The sequence below is a fragment of the Streptomyces sp. Y309 genome (assembly GCF_056712025.1).
The window spans coordinates 5020358-5037751 of record NZ_CM160048.1; the positions used below are offsets into that span (position 1 = coordinate 5020358).

Below are 17394 nucleotides of genomic sequence, written 5' to 3' on the forward strand. Positions count from 1 at the left end.
GTACTCAGTACTCAGTACTCAGTACTCAGTACGACGAGACAGCCCCCCGAAATGTGAGGTCGGCGCGTCATCTCACATTCCGGGGGGCTGCCTCGTCGTACCGGGTGGGACGCAACCGCGGCCCACCTGAGAGAAGGAGATCACCATGGACACCCGTCTCGACTTCATCACCAACCCGGTCGCAGGCAAGTCCGTGAAGCACCTCGCCGCGGCGGGCATGGCGGTCGCGGAGTCGACGCTGCCGGCGGCGACGCGGGAGCTCGTACTGCTCCGCGTCAGCCAGATCAACGGCTGCGGATTCTGCGTCGACATGCACACCAAGGAGGCCACCGCGGCCGGGGAGAGCCAGCTGCGCCTCAACCTGGTCGCGGTCTGGCGCGAGGCCACGGTGTTCACCGACGCCGAGCGCGCCGCCCTGGAGCTGGCCGAGGAGGGCACCCGCATCGCCGACGCGGCCGGTGGCGTCACCGACGAGGTCTGGGCGAACGCCGCCAAGCACTACGACGAGGAGCAGCTCGGCGCCCTGTTGACGATCATCGCGGTCATCAACGCCTTCAACCGCCTGAACGTCATCACTCAGCGGCCGGCGGGCGACTACCAGCCCGGCCAGTTCGGCTGACCGGCGATTCTCCCTGCCCGGGGCGGCCGCGACCCGCGGTCCCGGCCGCCCCGGCCCTGAGCCCTGAGCCCCGGCTCAGGCGCCCGGAGGCGTCCCGATTCAGGCGCCCCGCCCCGAAAGCCGGTCCGCCAGCCGTGCCCGCCTCGGGGCCTCGGCCGTGTGGGACGTCAGCTCCTTGCGGTCCGCCGCGCGGTACGTGGCGTACATGCCGTGCACCCCGAGCCACCGCAGCGGCTCCGGCTCCCACTTGCGGACCCGGTGGTTCACCCACGGCAGCGCCGTCAGGTCCGTCGGGCCCGCCTGACCCGAGTCCGCCTGGACCAGGTCGCGCAGGGTGCGGGCGGCGAGGTTGGCGGTGGCGACGCCCGAGCCGACGTAGCCGCCCGCCCAGCCGAGGCCCGTCGCGCGGTCCAGGGTGACCGTGGCGCACCAGTCGCGCGGCACGCCGAGGACGCCCGACCAGGCGTGGTCGATCCGTACGCCCGTGAGCTGCGGGAAGAACCGGACCAGAAGCTCGCGCAGGGCTTCGATCGTGGCGGCCTGGGTGCGGCCGTCGTTGTCCGTCCTGGAGCCGAAGCGGTACGGGACGCCGCGGCCGCCGAGCGCGATGCGGTCGTCGGCGGTCCGCTGCGCGTACATGTACGCGTGCGCCATATCGCCGAGGGTCTCGCGGCCCGCCCAGCCGATGGTGTCCCAGGCGTCGGCGGGCAGCGGGGCGGTGACGATCATCGAGGAGTTCATCGGCAGCCAGGTGCGGCGCTGGCCCTTGAGCGCGGCCGTGAAGCCCTCCGTGCAGCGCAGGACGTAGGGGGCGCGGACCGTGCCGTACGGAGTGAAGGCGTGCTTCGGGCGGATCTCCGTGACCGGTGTCGACTCGTGAATGGTGACGCCGAGCGCCTCCACGGCCGCCGCGAGGCCCTTCACCAGCTTCACCGGGTGCAGCCGGGCGCCGTGCGGGGTCCAGGAGGAGCCGACGGCCCCGGTGACACGGATCCGCTCGGCGGTCTCGCGGGCGCCGTGCAGCGTCCGGTCGCTCTCTCCGTACGAGAGTTCCGTCGCGTGGAAGTCCTTCAGGCGGGCCAACTGGGCGGGCGTGTAGGCGACTTCGAGGACGCCGCCGTGGTGGATGTCGGCGTCGATCCGCTCTTCGCCGGCGGCGCGGATCACCTCGTCGACGGTGGCGTTCATGGCCTGCTGGAGGCGGACGGCGGCTTCGTGGCCGTGCAGGCGGGCGTACCGGTCGCGGCCCGCGATGCCGTTGTAGAGCCAGCCGCCGTTGCGGCCGGAGGCGCCGTAGCCGCAGAACTTCTGCTCCAGGACCGTGATGCGCAGGAAGGGCGCGGCCTTCTTCAGGTAGTACGCGGTCCACAGGCCCGTGTAGCCGCCGCCGACGACGCACACGTCGGCCGTCGTGTCGCCGGACAGGGGTTCGCGGGCCGTGGGGAGGCCGTCGTCGGCGTACCAGTAGGAGATGCCGCCGTTCACGGTGTTCGTGCTGCTCATGGGGCGGGACGTTACGCTTTCGGGGCCGCTTTTCGGGACCCTTTCGAGAGGACTGTTCATGGTCGTACGCAAGGCCGGGCGCGTGGTCGCATCGGTGGCCGCCGTGGCGCTGCTGGGCGTCGCCGTCACCGCGTGTGACTCCGGTGACTCCGACGACGGCAAGGGGGCGAGCCGCAAGGTGACGGAGTCCCGGGGGTCGGAGGGGCGGTTGGAGTCGGACTCTCCGTCGGCGGGCGCTGCGGCCGAGGGGTCCGCGTCCGAAGGGGCCTCGCCCTCCGAGTCCCCGGAGGTCGTCCCGGAGGCGAAGGTTCCGCCGGTCTCCGCCTCGCGACTGGCCAAGGTGCCCGCCACCGTGAAGGGCGGCGTGATCACGGTCGGCAAGCCGTCGGCCGAGCACACGGTCAAGGTGTACGAGGACCCGCGCTGCCCCTTCTGCAAGAAGTTCGAGGAGGGCGGCGCGCAGGCGCTGGTGGGACCGCTGTCCGCCGGTGACGTGAAGGTCGAGTACACGATCGCCTCGTTCCTCGACAAGAGCCTCGGCGGCAGCGGCTCGGTGAACGCCGCGAACGCCCTGCGAGCCGCCGTGGAGGCGGACAAGTTCCCGCAGTTCCACGCCGCGCTCTTCACCAACCAGCCGGAGGAGACCGAGGACGCGTTCACGCCCGCCTTCCTGCTGAAGATCGCCGACAAGGCCGGCCTGCGCGACGGCGCCTTCAAGAAGGCGGTGACCAACGGCACGTACAAGAACTGGGTCGGCACCGCCATGGAGGCCTTCTCGAAGGACGGGATCACCGGGACCCCGACCGTCGTCGTCGACGGGAAGAAGGCGCCCGCCGAATCGCTGTACAGCGAGGGGGATTTCAAGAAGGTCCTGAAGGACGCGGGGATTTCCTGAGGCGGTGTGCTGGCCGGTATGAGCTGTGTCCGGCGCGAGCGTGCCCTGTCCGACATAAGCGGTGTCCGGAACACGCTGTTCCCGGAAGAAAATCGCATGTGGTGGACGAGGGTGCCTGGGTAGCGTCGCCCGCGTGATCGACATCCACGTTCCGGACGAGCTGGTCCAGTCCCAGTACATGTACGCGGGCGAGGCGGGCCGCGCCTTCATCGCCGCGCTGCCCGCCCGCGTCGCGGAGTTCGTCGACCGCTGGGAGCTGGAGGTCGTCGGGGACTCCATGTACGGCATGGCGGCGCTCGTGCTGCCCGTGCGGCGGGCCGACGGGACCACCGCCGTGGTGAAGTTCCAGGTCAACGACGAGGAGACCGAGGGCGAGCCGGTCGGCCTGCGGATCTGGAACGGCGACGGCGCGGTCCGGCTGCTCGACCACGACGCGGCGACCGGCACGATGCTGCTCGAACGCGCCCGGGACGGCGAGGAGTTGTCCACGTACGCGGCGGCGGGCCACGCCGAGACCCGCAAGGCGATCGTCGTCATCGCCGAACTCCTGGCCCGCCTCACCGCCGTGCCCGCCCCGCCCGGCATGCGCACCCTCGGCGACATCGCGGGCCGGATGCTCGACGACACCCCGGCCGCCCTGAAGGCCCTCGGCGACCCGGCCGAGCGGGCCCTGATCGCGCGCTGCGCGGACGCCGTGCGCGAGGTCGTGGGCGAGCCCGGCGACCGGATGCTGCACTGGGACCTGCACTTCGACAACGTCCTCGCCGCCGACCGCGAGCCGTGGCTCGCCATCGACCCCAAGCCGCTTGCCGGGGACCCCGGCTTCGACCTGTGGCCCGCGCTCGACAACCTCTTCGAGGCGGACGAGGTGCTGTGGCGCTTCGACGCGATGACCGAGGTGCTCGGGCTCGACCGGGAGCGGGCGCGGGCGTGGACGCTGGGGCGGGTGCTGCAGAACGCGCTCTGGGACATCGAGGACGGGCGGCCGCTGCCGCCGGACGGCCTGGAGATCGCTCGGCGGCTGCTCGGGCGCTGAATCCGGCGCGTGCTCGTGGGGTACGCGGGTGTCCGGTCGCCGCGGGGTACGCGGGTGTCCGGCCGTCGTGGGGTACGCGGGTGTCCGGCCGCCGTGGGTGTCCGGTCGCCGAAATACGTGGTTGACCCGCCGCCGCGGCCTATGGCTTGCTGCGCTCATGATTCGTACCGCCACACCTGACGACATCCCTCTTGTCCACACCCTGGTCCGTGAGCTCGCCGAGTACGAGAAGGCGCCGCACGAGGCGCGCGCCACCGAGGCGCAGCTGCGCGAGGCGCTGTTCGGCGAGCGGCCCGCCGCGTACGCCCACATCGCCGTGGACGACGCGACGGGGCAGCCCGTCGGTTTCTCCGTCTGGTTCCTCAACTTCTCCACGTGGCGCGGGGTGCACGGCATCTACCTGGAGGACCTGTACGTACGTCCCGAGGCGCGCGGCGGCGGGCACGGCAAGGCGCTGCTGCGGGAGCTGGCCAGGATCTGCGTCGAGCGCGGGTACGAGCGCCTTGAGTGGTCCGTCCTGAACTGGAACGCGCCGTCCATCGCGTTCTACGAGGCGTTGGGGGCGCGGCCGCAGGACGAGTGGACGGTGTACCGGCTGACCGACGGCGCGCTGGCGGCGCTCGGCACGCGATGACGGCGCGCCGTCGGCTCATGTAGGTCGGTTCACTAGAACCAGGGTTCTAGAACTCGTCCACGGTGTGCGGGAGGCGGTCCGTGCGCAGGGCCGCGTCCAGCCCGGCAGCCGCGCCCGGGGTGTGCTCCGTGGCCAGGCCCGCCCGGACCACCGAGGTGGTCCGGGTGCCGCCGAGGTAGGCGGCGGCGAGGTCGCGTACGTCGAGGGTGAGGTCGGCGGGGTCGCTCGTGCGCTCGTACGACGCGTCCTCGCTGTTCACCGTGAGGCGGAAGCGGCCGTCGTTGGCGGGGAGTTGGGCGTCCGTGACCTCCAGGACGAGGTCGGCGGGCGCGGCCCAGGAGCGGGCGAGGAGCGCGGCGCGTACGTCCACGAGCCGGATCCACAGCGCCGGGAACTGGCCCGTCACGCGGACCTGGTCGCGGTCCGAGGCGAACAGGAGCAGCGGGTCGTCCAGGGGGCGGCCCCAGGCGCGGATCAGGCCCGTGAGGTCGATGCCGGCGAGGTAGCGCCACAGGGCCGCGGCGGCCTGCGGGGTGTCGGCCTCCAACTCGTCGAGGCGGACGAGGCCGGGGGCGTCGTCGCGGGTTTTGGTGCGGTAGACGGCGTAACCGGTGATGTTGTGGGGGCTGTTGGGGTGGGCGGCGTTGGGGTGGGTGCCGTCGGGTTGCGTGGTGTCGGACGCGGTGGCGTCGGACGGGGTGGCGTCGGGCCGGGCGTCGAGGACGACGACGCGCGGGGGCGACAGCTCGTCGTCTTCCTCGTCCTCCGTCACCAGCCACTCCTCGCTCCACCACGCCGCACTGCGGGCGATGCGGCCCGCGCGGTGGGCGCGGGTGCGGTCGTAGTACTCACCGATGAGGGCGGGGGCGTGCGCCGGGTCGACGAGGCGCAGGGGGCCGTCGTCCGGGGTGATGCGCAGGGCCAGCGGGCGCTCGGAGTTGATCTCCACGGTGTTGCCGTGGGTGGCGGGGCCGAAGCCGAAGCGGCCGTAGATCGCGTCCTCGGAGGCCCACAGCGCGGCCAGCGGGTGGCCGTCCGCCACGCACTTCTCGTACAGCTTCGCGATCATCCCGGAGAGCACGCCGCGGCGGCGGTGCGTCGGCGCCACGGAGACGAACGTCAGGCTGGGGCAGGGGAGTTCACCGCCGGGCACGGAGACGGTGAACGGGAACGCGACGACCACGCCGACCAGCGCGTCCCCGTCGTACGCACCGATCCGGTGACAGCCGAGCAGCAGGTCGCGGTGGTGCTTGCGCTTCTCTTCCTCGGGCGTGTCGTGAAAGACGAGATACGCCAGGTCGAGGGCGCGGTCGATGTCGGTCTCGGGGAGGGGGCGGATGGAGAGGAAGGGGGTGGAGAGGAGAGGGGTGGAGAGGGGGGAGGCGGCCGGGGGTGCGGAGTCCATATAACGGACGCTAATTCCCGTATCCCACGCGAGCACCTGATTTTCGCCACACCACTCCTTACCGCCCACTGCGGCGGCTCGTGGCCCCAGGCCTACGGCACCGTGACCACCAGGGCACTCACTAAGGAATCAGGACCACCTTCCCGTGGGTCCCACGGGACTCAAGCGCCAGGTGCGCCGAAGCCGCCTCGGCCAGAGGAAACCGCTGCACGGCAGGCGTGAAGTACCCCCCGGCATACGCCCGCAACGCGGCAAGCTCCAGCACCCGCACGGGATTCTCCCCACCCGCCTTCACCATCATGGCCTGCCCCAAGGGATTGACCTGCGTGATGCCCCGAGCGGCCAGCTCGTCCTCACCCAGCTCCACGGGCCCCTTGTTTTCCGACCACCCGAACGTCACATGCGTACCGCCGTCCCCCAACAACCCCACGAGCGCCCGCCCCGTCTCCCCACCGACCCCGTCTAGAACATCCGTCGCCGTCCGCCCCCCGTCCCCCAGCCCCTTGAGGAACCCGCGCACCTCGTCCAGCCACCCCGCCTCCCGGTAGTCCACGGCAAGATCCGCCCCGTACCCCCGCACCCGCGCCACCTTCGCGGCCCCACCCGCGAGCCCCACCACCGTGGCCCCCGCGTGCTTCGCGTACTGCACGAGCAACGTCCCGATCCCGCCCGCCGCCGCCGGAATCACCACCACCGACCGCGCGTCCAACTCCACGAACTGCAGGATGCCCATCGCCGTACGCCCCGTCCCGATCAACGCCACAGCCTCCGCGAAGCCCATCCCCCCGGGCCCCTCGGATCGCCCGGCCCCGTCGGCCGTCTCGGGCAGCTCGTGCAGCCGGGCCACGTCGACGACCGTCAACTCGGCGTACCCGCCGGGCGCGAAGCCGATGTGCGTGACGACGCGCTTGCCGAGCCAGTCGGCGGACACGCCGTCGCCCACGGACTCGACGGTTCCGGCGACCTCGCGGCCGGGGATCGTCGGCAGCGCGGGCAACTCCGGCAGCGGCCCCTTCTCGCCGCGGCGGATCGCCGTGTCGAGCAGGTGGACGCCCGCCGCGGCGACGGCGATACGCACCTGCCCCGCCCCCGGCCGCGGGTCCTCGACCCTCTCGTACGTGAGGTTCTCGGCGGGGCCGAAGGCGTGGAGGCGGATGGCGTGCATGAGGGCTCCTTGTTTGGCGCGGGCACTGGCGCGTCCCGTCCGGACCGCTGATACCGGCCACTCTTCAACCTCAAGCGGACTTGAGGTCAACCCACGGCGTACCGTCGTCCGGCCTGTCCACCCCCGCCAATCCGCCCCTGCCCGTCAACGCCAGCGTGACCGCCTCCATCGCGCTGTTGAACGACACCTCCGACAGCAGCCCGGGCGCCGCCACCTGGTCTCCCGCGAGGTACACATCGTCGCCGCGGTCCACCGCCGGCCGGTCCCGCCACGTGGTCCCGGGGCGGTCGAGCGCACCCGTGCGACCGTTCGCCACAGCGGCGCGCCGCCACGTCACGCGCTCCCGCCAGTCCCGGAAACCGAGGTCCAGCAGGTGCTCGGCGCGGGCGACCCCGTCCGCCTTGGACTCGTCCGGGCCGATCGGGATCTGGGCCTGGATGAGCTGCTCACCCGCGGGCGCGAGCGTACGGTCCTGCGCCGTGAACCGCTCGATCCACCCCGTGGCATCCAGATCCGACAGCGCGAACAGGTCCCCGCGCCGGGCCCGCACCGCCACATCCACCAGCGTTGTACGCCCGCTCTCCCAGCGCAGCGAGTCGTCCCCCAACAGCCGCCGCGCCGCGTCGAGCGACGTCGCCACGACGACCGGGCCCTGCGCCTGGAACTCCTCGATGTCGTCGATCCGCGCGAGCGTCTCCACCCGCACCCCCAGGTTCCACGCCATGCCCGCCATCCGGTCGATCACCGCACCCCAGCCACCCACCGGATAGTGCGCCTCCGGCGGAAACTTCGTCGCCCGCCGCAGCCGCGTGTGCACGAACCGCGCCGACAGCGAGCCGGGGTCGTGGTGGAACAACGCCACCGCCGAGTAGTGCGCCGCGGCCCGCGCGCCCTCCTCTCCCACCTGCGCGCCGGCCCAGGTCGCGAAGTCCACGTCCACCGGCGCCTGTTCGGGGGAGCGCCGCAGCAGCTTCAGCATCGCGAAGGGCGGTGTACGGCGGAGTGTGCCGCGGTGGTGGAGACGCAGCCGGGTGCCTTCGATGGGCGGGATCGGCGCGAGGTCCCCGATCAGCCCGCGCTGCTTCAGCCACGACCAGTGCGGCCCGCCGTTGTACAGCGCGTGCGGCCCCTCATTGGTCTTGTACATCCCTTCGGCCGTGCGCGCCCGACCGCCGAGCGTGTGGTGCGACTCGTGCAACGTGACCCGCGCCCCGGCCTCGGCAGCCGTGATCGCGGCGGTCAGCCCGGCGAAGCCACCGCCGACCACGGTGACGTGGCGCTGCGGACGGCCGGGGGAGTGGTTTGCTCGGGTGGCGCGGGCCATGGACGGCCTCCGTTTCTGTCGACCCTCACGGGCGCGGGAACGCAGTTACCGTTACGACGCACAGACCCTGGCCGAATGTGACATCCCCTTGTGACATCCCTGCGCCGACGCCCTTCAGCCCACCCGCGGATACCGTGCCTGCAACGTCCAGATCACCGGATTCGCCCCCAGCCCCTCATGCAGGTCGATGAGGTCGGCCATCAGGTCGTGCAGGAAGTCCCGTGCCTCCTTCCGCAGCTCCCTGTGCGAGAACGTGAGCGGCTCCTCCTCCGCCCGCATCCAGTCGGCCTCGATGTCCACCCACCCGAACCGCCGCACGAACAGCATCCGGTCCGTCGACTCCGTGAAGTCCAGCTCGGCATACTGCGGCCGCGACGCCCTGCTCCCCAGCGGATCCTTGTCCAGCTCCTCCACGATGTCGCACAGCGCCCACGCGAAGTCGAGCACCGGCACCCACCCCCACGCCGTACTCAGCTCCCGGTCCGCCTTGGTGTCCGCCAGATACACATCCCCGCAGAACAGGTCGTGCCGCAGCGCGCGAACGTCCGCCTCGCGATAGTCCATCTGCGGCGGGTCCGGAAAACGGCGGGAAAGGGCGTAACCAATATCGAGCACGCGCCCGATGGTGCCACGCTCACCGCCCCCCACCTCACACCGGACGACACCCCCAAGGCCCAGACTCTCCCGACCACCCCTGCTCACCGGCTTCCCCACCCTCCCGGCTTCCTCGCCGTCCCGGATTCCAGGCCCTCCCGGATTCCAGGCCCTCCCGGCACCCCCGTCCGTCTCGCCCTCCCGGACGCCCGTCAGGGAAGCAACCGCTTCTCCTTGGCCACCGCCACCGCCCCTGCCCGCGTATCCACCCCCAACTTGTCGTAGATCCGCCCCAGGTGTGTCTTCACCGTCGCCTCACTGATGAACAGCGTCCTGGCGATCTCCCGATTGCCCATCCCCTGTGCGAGCTGCGCGAGGATGTCCAGCTCCCGCGCGGTGAGCGTGGGCCGCGGCTCCCGCATGTGGGCCATCACACGGGAGGCCACGGGCGGCGACAGCGCCGTCCGCCCCTGCGCCGCCGCATGGATCGCCGCAAACAGCTCCTCGGGCCGCTCTGCCTTCAGCAGATACCCGGTCGCCCCCGCCTCGATGGCTCGAGTGATGTCGGCATCCGTGTCATACGTCGTGAGAACCAGAACCCGCGGCGTCTCACCCCCACCGTCACCACCTGGTCCCGCGCCACCGCCGCCGTCGTCACCACCTGGTCCCGCGCCGCCGACATCGCCCCTGCTACCGCCACCCTGGGCCTCGCGCTGCCCGGCCGCGATACGACGCGTCGCCTCCACCCCGTCGATCCCCTGCCCCAGCTGCAGGTCCATCAGCACCACATCCGGCACCAGCTTCGCCGCCAGCGCCACCGCCTCCTCACCGGTGCCCGCCTCTCCGATCACCTCGATCCCCGGCGCACTGGCCAGCAGCGCCAACAACCCCGCACGCACCACCACATGGTCGTCGCACACCAACAGCCGAACTGTGCCACTCGTCGGCGTACTACTGCTCATGACCACTCCCGGATGACGGCCGCTGGGACGGAGACGGCGACGAGGGCGAATGCGGAGACGCGGGCGAGGAAGGGGACGAAGACGGCGAAGGACGCGAGGACGAAGACGAAGGAGAACGGGACGAGGAGGGAGGCGACGACGAGGAGGGAGGCAAGGACGAGGAGGGAGGCAAGGACGAGGAGGGAAGCGAAGACGAGGCAGGAGGAGACGACAAGGAGAGAGCCGCGGACGAGGGCGAGGGAGAAGACGCGGGACCGGCCAGCGGAATCGACACCGACACCACCGTCCCCTCGCCCGGCGCCGACTCCACCGTCAGCATCCCTCCGAGCTGCCGCGCCCGAGCCCGTATCGCCAGCAGCCCATGCCCCCGGCCCGCCCGCACGCTCGGCTCACCCGGGCCGGACCCTGGTCTGCTGTCCGCGGCGGCGAACCCCGAATCGTCCTCCGAGGCCGGGAGCCCTCGACTTCCCTGACTTCTCTCCGCGACCACGAACCCCTTTCCGTTGTCCGCGATGTCGAGGACCACTTGGTCGTCCAGATATGTCAGCGTCAGCGCCGCCGTGCTCGCGTCGGCGTGCTCGCGCACGTTCGCCAGGGCGCCTTGTGCGATCCGGAGCAGCGCCGACTGGGCTCTGGCGGGCAGGGGGACGGGCTTGCCCTCGGCATGGAAGCGGACGGTCGGCTCCGTCTCCGATTCCCGTTCCGCCAGGGTCCGCAGGGCCGACGGCAGGGCGTCGCTGTCGTCGGAGCCCGCGTCGGCCAGGTCTGCGGGGGCCAGGTCGTGGACGAAGCGGCGGGCCTCCGCCAGTCCGCGTTCCGTGATCGCCTCCGCCGTCCGGACGTGGGCGCGGGCCGTTGCCGGGTCCGCGTCCCACACCCGGTCGGCGGCCTGCAGCAGCATCTGTTGGCTGGACAGGCCCTGGGCCAGGGTGTCGTGGATCTCCATCGACAGGCGCTGGCGCTCGGCGAGCGTACCCTCGCGCCGTTCGGTGGCCGCCAGTTCGCGTCGGGTGCGGATCAGGTCGTCGATCAGTGCGCGCTGCTGTGCCGTCTGCTGCTGCATGTGGAGGAACACCGCGGTCGCCACGGCCGCGACGGCGGGCGGTGCGAAGGCCAGATTCGGATCGAAGCCGCCGGCGAGTCTGAGCTGCGCGCCGACCACGAGGCCGGTGAGGACCGTGACCAGGGCCAGTGCCGCTCGCGTCGGCAGCGTGCGCAGTCCCGTATAGAACAGGGGCACTGCGCACCACGCGAAGCTCGGCGCGAGAACGACGAGGACCACCCAGGCGCCGACCACCGCGCCCAGCCAGAGCGGGCGGCGGGTGCTGGGGGCGGCTCCCGGCGCCGGCCCCAGCAGATAGAGGACGGCGAGCGCGACGGACAGGGCGATGATGCCCGGGGTGCGGGGCTCGCCCGGGTGGCGCAGGAGGAAGCGGGCGAGGGAAGCGGCGAGGAGGAGGAAGAACGCCGTGTGCATGACGGCGCCGAGCCAGCGCGACTCGGGGGCGGCGGCGCGGGAGCCGGGATCGACGGCGCGCCGGCTCCCGGCGTGAGAGCGGTCGGTCCCGTCCGGATTCGCGGGGTGGGAGCCGGTCCCACCTTGATCCACGGCGCCGAGGCCGTCTGGCTGCTGGTCCACGCTGGCCTCCTTTCGGCCGTCGCACGTGCTTGAGCTCACGCGCCTGAACTGGGAAGACATCCACATTCTGGCGTGCGAGGCCACGCGCCCGGATCAACCGAACGGTTGACACGGCTGTCGACCGAAGCGCGCGCCGCATGCAGCCGGAACGCCGACGAGAAGGGGCGGGCAGGGGCCGGACGATGGATTGCGTGGCGGGACGACTCGCCGCTCACTCTCAAAATCCCGCATCCGCACAGGAGTTAACGGACATGAAGTCGATGAAGCAGCTCTCCCCGCGCACGCGATTCCTTACTACGGCCGCAGCGCTCGCCACGGTCGCCGCAGCGACGTTCGGCACGGTCTCTGCCACGGCCGGGACGCCGGACGCCGCCGCCAAGGCCGCCGTGACCGCGGACGCGGGCGACCGCCACCTCACCGGCTCCACGCACCTTTCCGTGGCCGCCGCGACCAAGGCCGCGCAGGCCTCGCTGGCCGCCGCGAAGAAGGAGAACCAGCGCGTGACGGTCGCCGTCGTCGACCGCAACGGCAACACCATCGTCACCCTGCGTGGCGACGGCGCAGGCCCGCAGTCGTACGAGTCCGCCGAGCGCAAGGCCTACACGGCCGTGTCATGGAACGCCCCCACCTCCGAGCTGGCCAAGCGCCTCTCCCAGACGCCGAACCTCAAGGACATACCGGGCACGCTGTTCCTCGCAGGCGCCACCCCCGTCACCGCCAAGGGCGCCCCCATCGCGGGCATAGGCGTGGCGGGCGCGCCGAGCGGAGACCTGGACGAGAAGTTCGCGAAGGCAGGGGTGGCGGCCCTCGGCCGCTGACCTGCCCCTGGCCGAGTGGGCACGGCACTCCCGAGCAGGCGTCAGCTGATCCAGACGGCTCCCCTGGGATGCCAGCTGACCTCTTGGGATGGCCCAGGTGACTCCCCTGGGACAAGGCCCCACGGGGCGGTGGTCATAGGATCACAGAGGTGAACTATCGAGCCACCGCCCCCCTGACCAGGGGGCCCCGCGCCCGCCGCCCCGCCCCCGCCGTCCTGGCCGCCCTGACGCTCACCGCGCTCACCGCCTGCACCGGAGGCGGCGTGGACGGCACCCCCGGCGCCGCAGGGGTCCGTGATCCGTTCTTCCCGAAGCTCGGCAACGGCGGATACGACGTGGCGCACTACGGCCTGACCCTCGGCTACGACCCCGAGTCCCGCCACCTCACCGGCAAGGCGGAGATCACGGCACGCGCCACCAAGAACCTCAGCGCCTTCAACCTCGACCTCAAGGGCCTGGAGGTCAAGGAGGTCACCGTCGAGGGCAAGGAGGCCCGCTTCAGCAGAGCGGGCGACGAGCTGACCGTGCGCCCGCGCGACGACCTCGACCGGGGCGAGACGTTCCGCGCGACCGTCCGCTACTCCGGCACACCGCAGACGGTCACCGACGTGGACGGCTCCAAGGAGGGCTGGCTGAAGGGGGAGGAGAGCGCGCTCGCGGTCGGCGAGCCGGCGGGCTCGATGGCGTGGTTCCCGGGCAGCAACCACCCGAGCGATAAGGCCGTCTACGACATACAGATCACCGTGCCCAAGGGCCTGAAAGCCATCTCCAACGGTGAGTTGACGAACGAGACCACCACGAACGGCCGCACCACGTTCGCCTGGCACAACGCCGAGCCCATGGCCAGCTACCTGGCGACGGTGGCGATCGGTGAGTACGACACGAAGAAGACGATGACGTCGAAGTCGGACTCCGGCATCCCGGTGTTCACGGCGATCGACCCGACGATGCCGGAGGACAAGTACGAGAAGACCGAGAAGGTCCTGGCGAAGATCCCCGAAATCATGGACTGGGCGGAACTCAACTTCGGTGACTACCCCTTCTCCTCGACCGGCGCGATCGTCGACGACCGTGTGAACCTGGGCTACGCCCTGGAGACCCAGACCAAGCCGGTGTTCCCCATCTCCGACGCCAACACGTCGACGCTCGTCCACGAACTGGCCCACCAGTGGTTCGGCAACTCGGTCACGCCGAAGACATGGCAGGACATGTGGCTCAACGAAGGCTTCGCGACCTACGCGGAGTGGCTGTGGGAGGAGGACAACGGAGGTGACAGCGCCCAGGAGACCTTCGACGCGCTGTACGAGGGGGACTACTACGAAGCAGAGGAGGACAACGAAGCCATCTGGGACTTCCCGCCCGCGAGGCAGCCGGACGCCGAGAACATCTCGGGTGACCCGGTGTACGACCGGGGAGCGATGGTGATCCACAAGATCCGCGAGACGGTCGGCGACGACACCTTCTACGACATCGTCCAGGGCTGGGCGAAGACCCATCGGCACGGCAACGCGGACACGAAGGACTTCACGGAGTACGTCGAGAAGCACGCGGGCGACGACGAATCTCGCGAGGAACTGAAGCAGGTGTGGGCGGACTGGCTCTACGGGGACGGCAAGCCGGAGAACCCGTAGGACCACGGCGCGCACTCGCTCCCCTCGCCACGGGTCCCTCGCCACAGGCCGCTCCCCACAGGCCGCTCCCCATGGGCCGCTTCCCACGGGCCGCTTCCCACGGGCCCTCCTCAGGGGCAGGGACCCTGGCACCGCCGTGCAGAGCCGTTCCCACCCCGGACCACTCGCAGAGCACTCACAGAGGCTTGCGCAATACGGCGCAGGGGCGGCCGAGTTGGGCGTCCTTGCGGTGGTCGATGAGTTCGTAGCCGAGGGCGGTCCAGAAGGCGAGGGCCTTCGGGTTGTTGTCGAGGACGGCGAGGCGTACCGCGGTGCGGCCGGCGGAGCGGAAGCGGTGTTCGACGGCGGTGGCCAACCGTCGTCCGAGGCCGGTGCGTTGGACCCGGGCGTCCACCAGGAGGAGGCCGATCCACGGGTCGGGGTCGGCCGGGTCGGGGTGGTGGGCGAGGGTGACGACGACGCCGACGAGTCGGCCTTCGGAGCGTCCGAGGAGTACCTCGGCGCCGGGTTGGGCGAGTTCGTCGGCGAGTGCGGCGGCGACCTGCTCGGTCGTGATGTCGTACGCGTCCGGGAAGTCTCCGCTGAGGGCGAAGAACTCGTGGTTGGAGGCGTAGAGAGCGGTGAGTTCGGTGAGGAGGGGGCCGGGCAGGTCGCCCGGAGCGGTGCCGTCGGTGGTGGCCGCGAGCGGTTCGAGGAGCATGCGGCGCAGGCTAGCCGCCCGGGGAGGGGCGGCGGCGCTTGGACGGTGAGTCGCGGTGCTCGGAGGGTGAGTCTGCGGTGCTAGGACGGTGAGTCGGAGGGGCGTCGGGTGCCGGCTCCCGTGGGGCCGGGGGTGTCGTGGGTGGTCGACTGGCGCCACTCGCCCACCAGGAGTCGTGCGTCGGTCGGGCTTCGGATAGGTGGGTCGGGACGTGGAAGGGCCCCGACCGGGGTGCCCGGTCGGGGCCCTTCACTTGTCCGGACTTGTCCGGCGACGGTCCGCCGGGCTGTCGGCTGTGCGGCTGCCCGGTCGGACGACTGCCCGGTCGGGCAATTGCCCGGTCGGACTCAGAGGTTGTCGACTCAGGCGTGGTCGACGTCAGACGTTGCCGAACTCAGGTGTTGCTGAACTCAGACGTTGACGCCGAAGTCCTGCGCGATGCCGACGAGGCCCGAGGCGTAGCCCTGGCCGACGGCGCGGAACTTCCACTCCGCGCCGCTGCGGTACAGCTCGCCGAAGACCATGGCGGTCTCGGTGGCGGCGTCCTCCGACAGGTCGTAGCGGGCGATCTCGGTGCCGCCGGCCTGGTTCACGATGCGGATGAACGCGTTGCGGACCTGGCCGAAGTTCTGCGAGCGGTTCTCGGCGTCGTAGATGGAGACCGGGAAGACGATCTTCTCGACGTCGGCGGGGAGGCCCGCGAGGTTGACGTTGATCTGCTCGTCGTCGCCCTCGCCCTGGCCGGTGACGTTGTCGCCGGTGTGGACGATGGTCTGGTCCGGCGTCGCCTTGTTGTTGAAGAAGACGAAGTGGGCGTCCGAGAAGACCTTGCCCTGGGGGTTCACCGCGATGGCGGAGGCGTCCAGGTCGAAGTCGGTGCCCGTGGTGGTGCGGACGTCCCAGCCGAGGCCGACCGTGACGGCGGTCAGGCCCGGTGCCTCCTTGGTGAGCGAGACGTTGCCGCCCTTGGACAGGCTTACAGCCATTGTTGGGAGTCCCTTCCTAGTTGCGTGAATACAACCGAGGTTGTGTGAATACAACCGAGTGGTGCCTGCGTACTGTGCGGGCTTCATGCTGGCACGAAGCTACCGACACCCCTATGAACGCCGAGGGGGGTATCGAAGGTTCCATATGCCGTGGACTCTCTTTACGTTCTTTACTCGCGGGCGTTGCGCGGGTGCTGCGCGGGGCGCGCAGAGGCCTCGCGGGCGCGGCGCGGGGGCGTCGTGAAGGCGCCGCGGGGTGCCTGGCCTGCGGCGGTCGCTGACACCGGTGAGCTGAAAAGAGGGTGACGTGAGGGGCTCGGGCACGGGACCATGGGGCACATGTCCGGTCACCGCCCTTACGTCATCCGTGGCTCCGTCTCGCTGCCCGAGGCCGAGCTGATGTGGCGTTTCTCGCGGTCCTCCGGGCCCGGCGGGCAGCACGTCAACACCAGTGACTCGCAGGCGGAGGTGCGCTTCGACCTCGCGCGGACGGAGGCGCTGCCCGAGGTGTGGAAGCAGCGGGCGCTGGAGCGGCTCGGGTCCCGGCTCGTGGACGGGGTCATCAGCGTACGGGCGAGTGAGCACCGGTCGCAGTGGCGGAACAGGGAGATGGCGGCCACCCGCCTCGCCGCCCTGCTCGCCGAGGCCACCGCCCCGCCGCCCAAGCCGCGCCGCGCCACCCGCATCCCGCGCGGGATCAACGAGCGACGGCTGCGGGAGAAGAAGCGGCGCGGGGAGACCAAGCAGGGCCGGTCGGGCAAGGGCTGGGGATAAAGGATGTAAAGGGCGTAAAGGGCGTAAAGGGCGTAAGCGCCGCTAGCCGAGCTGGCGGTAGCGGCCCTTGAAGTACAGCAGCGGCCCGCCGTCCGCGCTCGGCAGCTCCGCCGTAAGCACGCGGCCGATCACCAGCGTGTGGTCACCCGCCGTCACCGTCTGTTCCGTGCGGCACTCGAGGGTCGCGAGCGCGCCGCCCACGAGGGGGGCGCCGGAGATGTCGCCGTGTGCGTACGGGATGTCGTCGAAGAGCAGCCGGTCGCTGATGCGGCCCTTCATGGCGAAGCGGCCCGCGATGTGCCGCTGGCTCTCGGACAGGACCGACACCGCCCACAGCGGCTGCTCCGCGAGCAGGTCGTCCATGCGGGAGCCCTCGCGCAGGCTGACCATGACCAGGGGCGGGTCCAGCGAGACGGAGAGGAAGGCCGTCGCCGTCATGCCGACGTCCTCGCCGCCGGGGGCGTTCGGGTCGTCCGGGTCCAGCGAGGGCTCGTGGGCCGTCACCAGGACCACGCCCGCGGCCAGGCGGGACATGGCGGCGCGGAACTCGTCGTTGCTCACCCCCACAGGATGAACCCCCAGGGGGCGCGGGTCGGACAGGGTCTGGGTCTGGGTCTTCATGGTCAGGTCGGCAGCCACGGTCTCGACGCTAGCCGCGGACCGGATCGTTCCGCATCGGCCCCCGGGCCGAGCCCGGTCCTAGGCCGAG

17 protein-coding genes are annotated in these 17394 nt (G+C 71.3%); 7 read left to right on the plus strand and 10 right to left on the minus strand.

What is annotated here, in order from left to right:
* Positions 1-145 precede the first annotated feature (145 nt).
* Positions 146-619 (plus strand): carboxymuconolactone decarboxylase family protein, encoded by a 474-nt coding sequence (locus AC0KTA_RS20405; RefSeq protein WP_481049648.1) that lies wholly within the window; start codon positions 146-148, stop codon positions 617-619.
* 99 nt (positions 620-718) lie between these two features.
* On the opposite strand, the gene AC0KTA_RS20410 is transcribed toward AC0KTA_RS20405, so the two are convergent.
* Positions 719-2122, minus strand: coding sequence for an NAD(P)/FAD-dependent oxidoreductase (locus AC0KTA_RS20410; RefSeq protein ID WP_481049649.1), 1404 nt, complete (start codon positions 2120-2122; stop codon positions 719-721).
* A 58-nt stretch (positions 2123-2180) separates the two neighbouring features.
* Between AC0KTA_RS20410 and AC0KTA_RS20415 the strand changes: the two genes are divergently transcribed.
* From AC0KTA_RS20415 to AC0KTA_RS20425, 3 genes are all read left to right on the plus strand, one after another.
* On the plus strand, positions 2181-3017 hold the full coding sequence (locus AC0KTA_RS20415; protein ID WP_481049650.1) for a DsbA family protein: 837 nt from the start codon (positions 2181-2183) through the stop codon (positions 3015-3017).
* A 178-nt stretch (positions 3018-3195) separates the two neighbouring features.
* The gene (locus tag AC0KTA_RS20420) at positions 3196-4053 is read left to right on the plus strand and encodes an aminoglycoside phosphotransferase family protein (protein WP_481056497.1); all 858 of its coding nucleotides are present in this window, start codon (positions 3196-3198) and stop codon (positions 4051-4053) included.
* A 157-nt stretch (positions 4054-4210) separates the two neighbouring features.
* Positions 4211-4687 (plus strand): N-acetyltransferase family protein, encoded by a 477-nt coding sequence (locus tag AC0KTA_RS20425; RefSeq protein WP_481049651.1) that lies wholly within the window; start codon positions 4211-4213, stop codon positions 4685-4687.
* Positions 4688-4733: 46 nt separating this feature from the next.
* Here the strand turns inward: AC0KTA_RS20425 and AC0KTA_RS20430 are convergent, their stop codons facing one another.
* From AC0KTA_RS20430 to AC0KTA_RS20455, 6 genes are all read right to left on the minus strand, one after another.
* Complete coding sequence (locus AC0KTA_RS20430) at positions 4734-6092, minus strand: GNAT family N-acetyltransferase (RefSeq protein WP_481049652.1); 1359 nt, start codon at positions 6090-6092, stop codon at positions 4734-4736.
* Positions 6093-6213: 121 nt separating this feature from the next.
* Positions 6214-7257, minus strand: coding sequence for a zinc-binding dehydrogenase (locus tag AC0KTA_RS20435; protein WP_481049653.1), 1044 nt, complete (start codon positions 7255-7257; stop codon positions 6214-6216).
* Between the two features lie 70 nt (positions 7258-7327).
* Positions 7328-8581, minus strand: a complete 1254-nt coding sequence (locus tag AC0KTA_RS20440; protein ID WP_481049654.1) for an NAD(P)-binding protein — start codon at positions 8579-8581, stop codon at positions 7328-7330.
* 114 nt (positions 8582-8695) lie between these two features.
* Complete coding sequence (locus tag AC0KTA_RS20445) at positions 8696-9196, minus strand: hypothetical protein (protein WP_481049655.1); 501 nt, start codon at positions 9194-9196, stop codon at positions 8696-8698.
* 191 nt (positions 9197-9387) lie between these two features.
* On the minus strand, positions 9388-10137 hold the full coding sequence (locus AC0KTA_RS20450; RefSeq protein WP_481049656.1) for a response regulator: 750 nt from the start codon (positions 10135-10137) through the stop codon (positions 9388-9390).
* Complete coding sequence (locus tag AC0KTA_RS20455) at positions 10127-11776, minus strand: sensor histidine kinase (protein ID WP_481049657.1); 1650 nt, start codon at positions 11774-11776, stop codon at positions 10127-10129. The genes AC0KTA_RS20450 and AC0KTA_RS20455 overlap by 11 nt, the downstream gene beginning before the upstream one ends.
* A gap of 260 nt (positions 11777-12036) precedes the next feature.
* On the opposite strand from AC0KTA_RS20455, the gene AC0KTA_RS20460 reads away from it, so the two are divergent.
* On the plus strand, positions 12037-12594 hold the full coding sequence (locus AC0KTA_RS20460) for a GlcG/HbpS family heme-binding protein (protein ID WP_481056498.1): 558 nt from the start codon (positions 12037-12039) through the stop codon (positions 12592-12594).
* A gap of 149 nt (positions 12595-12743) precedes the next feature.
* Complete coding sequence (locus tag AC0KTA_RS20465) at positions 12744-14225, plus strand: M1 family metallopeptidase (RefSeq protein ID WP_481049658.1); 1482 nt, start codon at positions 12744-12746, stop codon at positions 14223-14225.
* Positions 14226-14400: 175 nt separating this feature from the next.
* Here the strand turns inward: AC0KTA_RS20465 and AC0KTA_RS20470 are convergent, their stop codons facing one another.
* Positions 14401-14925 carry a GNAT family N-acetyltransferase gene (locus tag AC0KTA_RS20470; RefSeq protein ID WP_481049659.1) on the minus strand — a complete coding sequence of 175 codons (525 nt, stop codon included), beginning with the start codon at positions 14923-14925 and terminating at the stop codon, positions 14401-14403.
* Between the two features lie 410 nt (positions 14926-15335).
* Entirely contained in the window at positions 15336-15911 is a 576-nt protein-coding gene (locus AC0KTA_RS20475; RefSeq protein ID WP_016643471.1) for a TerD family protein, read from the minus strand.
* A 330-nt stretch (positions 15912-16241) separates the two neighbouring features.
* Here AC0KTA_RS20475 and arfB point away from each other — a divergent pair, with 330 nt between their 5' ends.
* On the plus strand, positions 16242-16685 hold the full coding sequence (gene arfB / locus AC0KTA_RS20480; protein ID WP_481049660.1) for an alternative ribosome rescue aminoacyl-tRNA hydrolase ArfB: 444 nt from the start codon (positions 16242-16244) through the stop codon (positions 16683-16685).
* 42 nt (positions 16686-16727) lie between these two features.
* Here arfB and AC0KTA_RS20485 read toward each other — a convergent pair whose 3' ends face one another.
* Complete coding sequence (locus AC0KTA_RS20485) at positions 16728-17306, minus strand: flavin reductase family protein (protein ID WP_481056499.1); 579 nt, start codon at positions 17304-17306, stop codon at positions 16728-16730.
* Between the last annotated feature and the right edge of the window lie 88 nt (positions 17307-17394).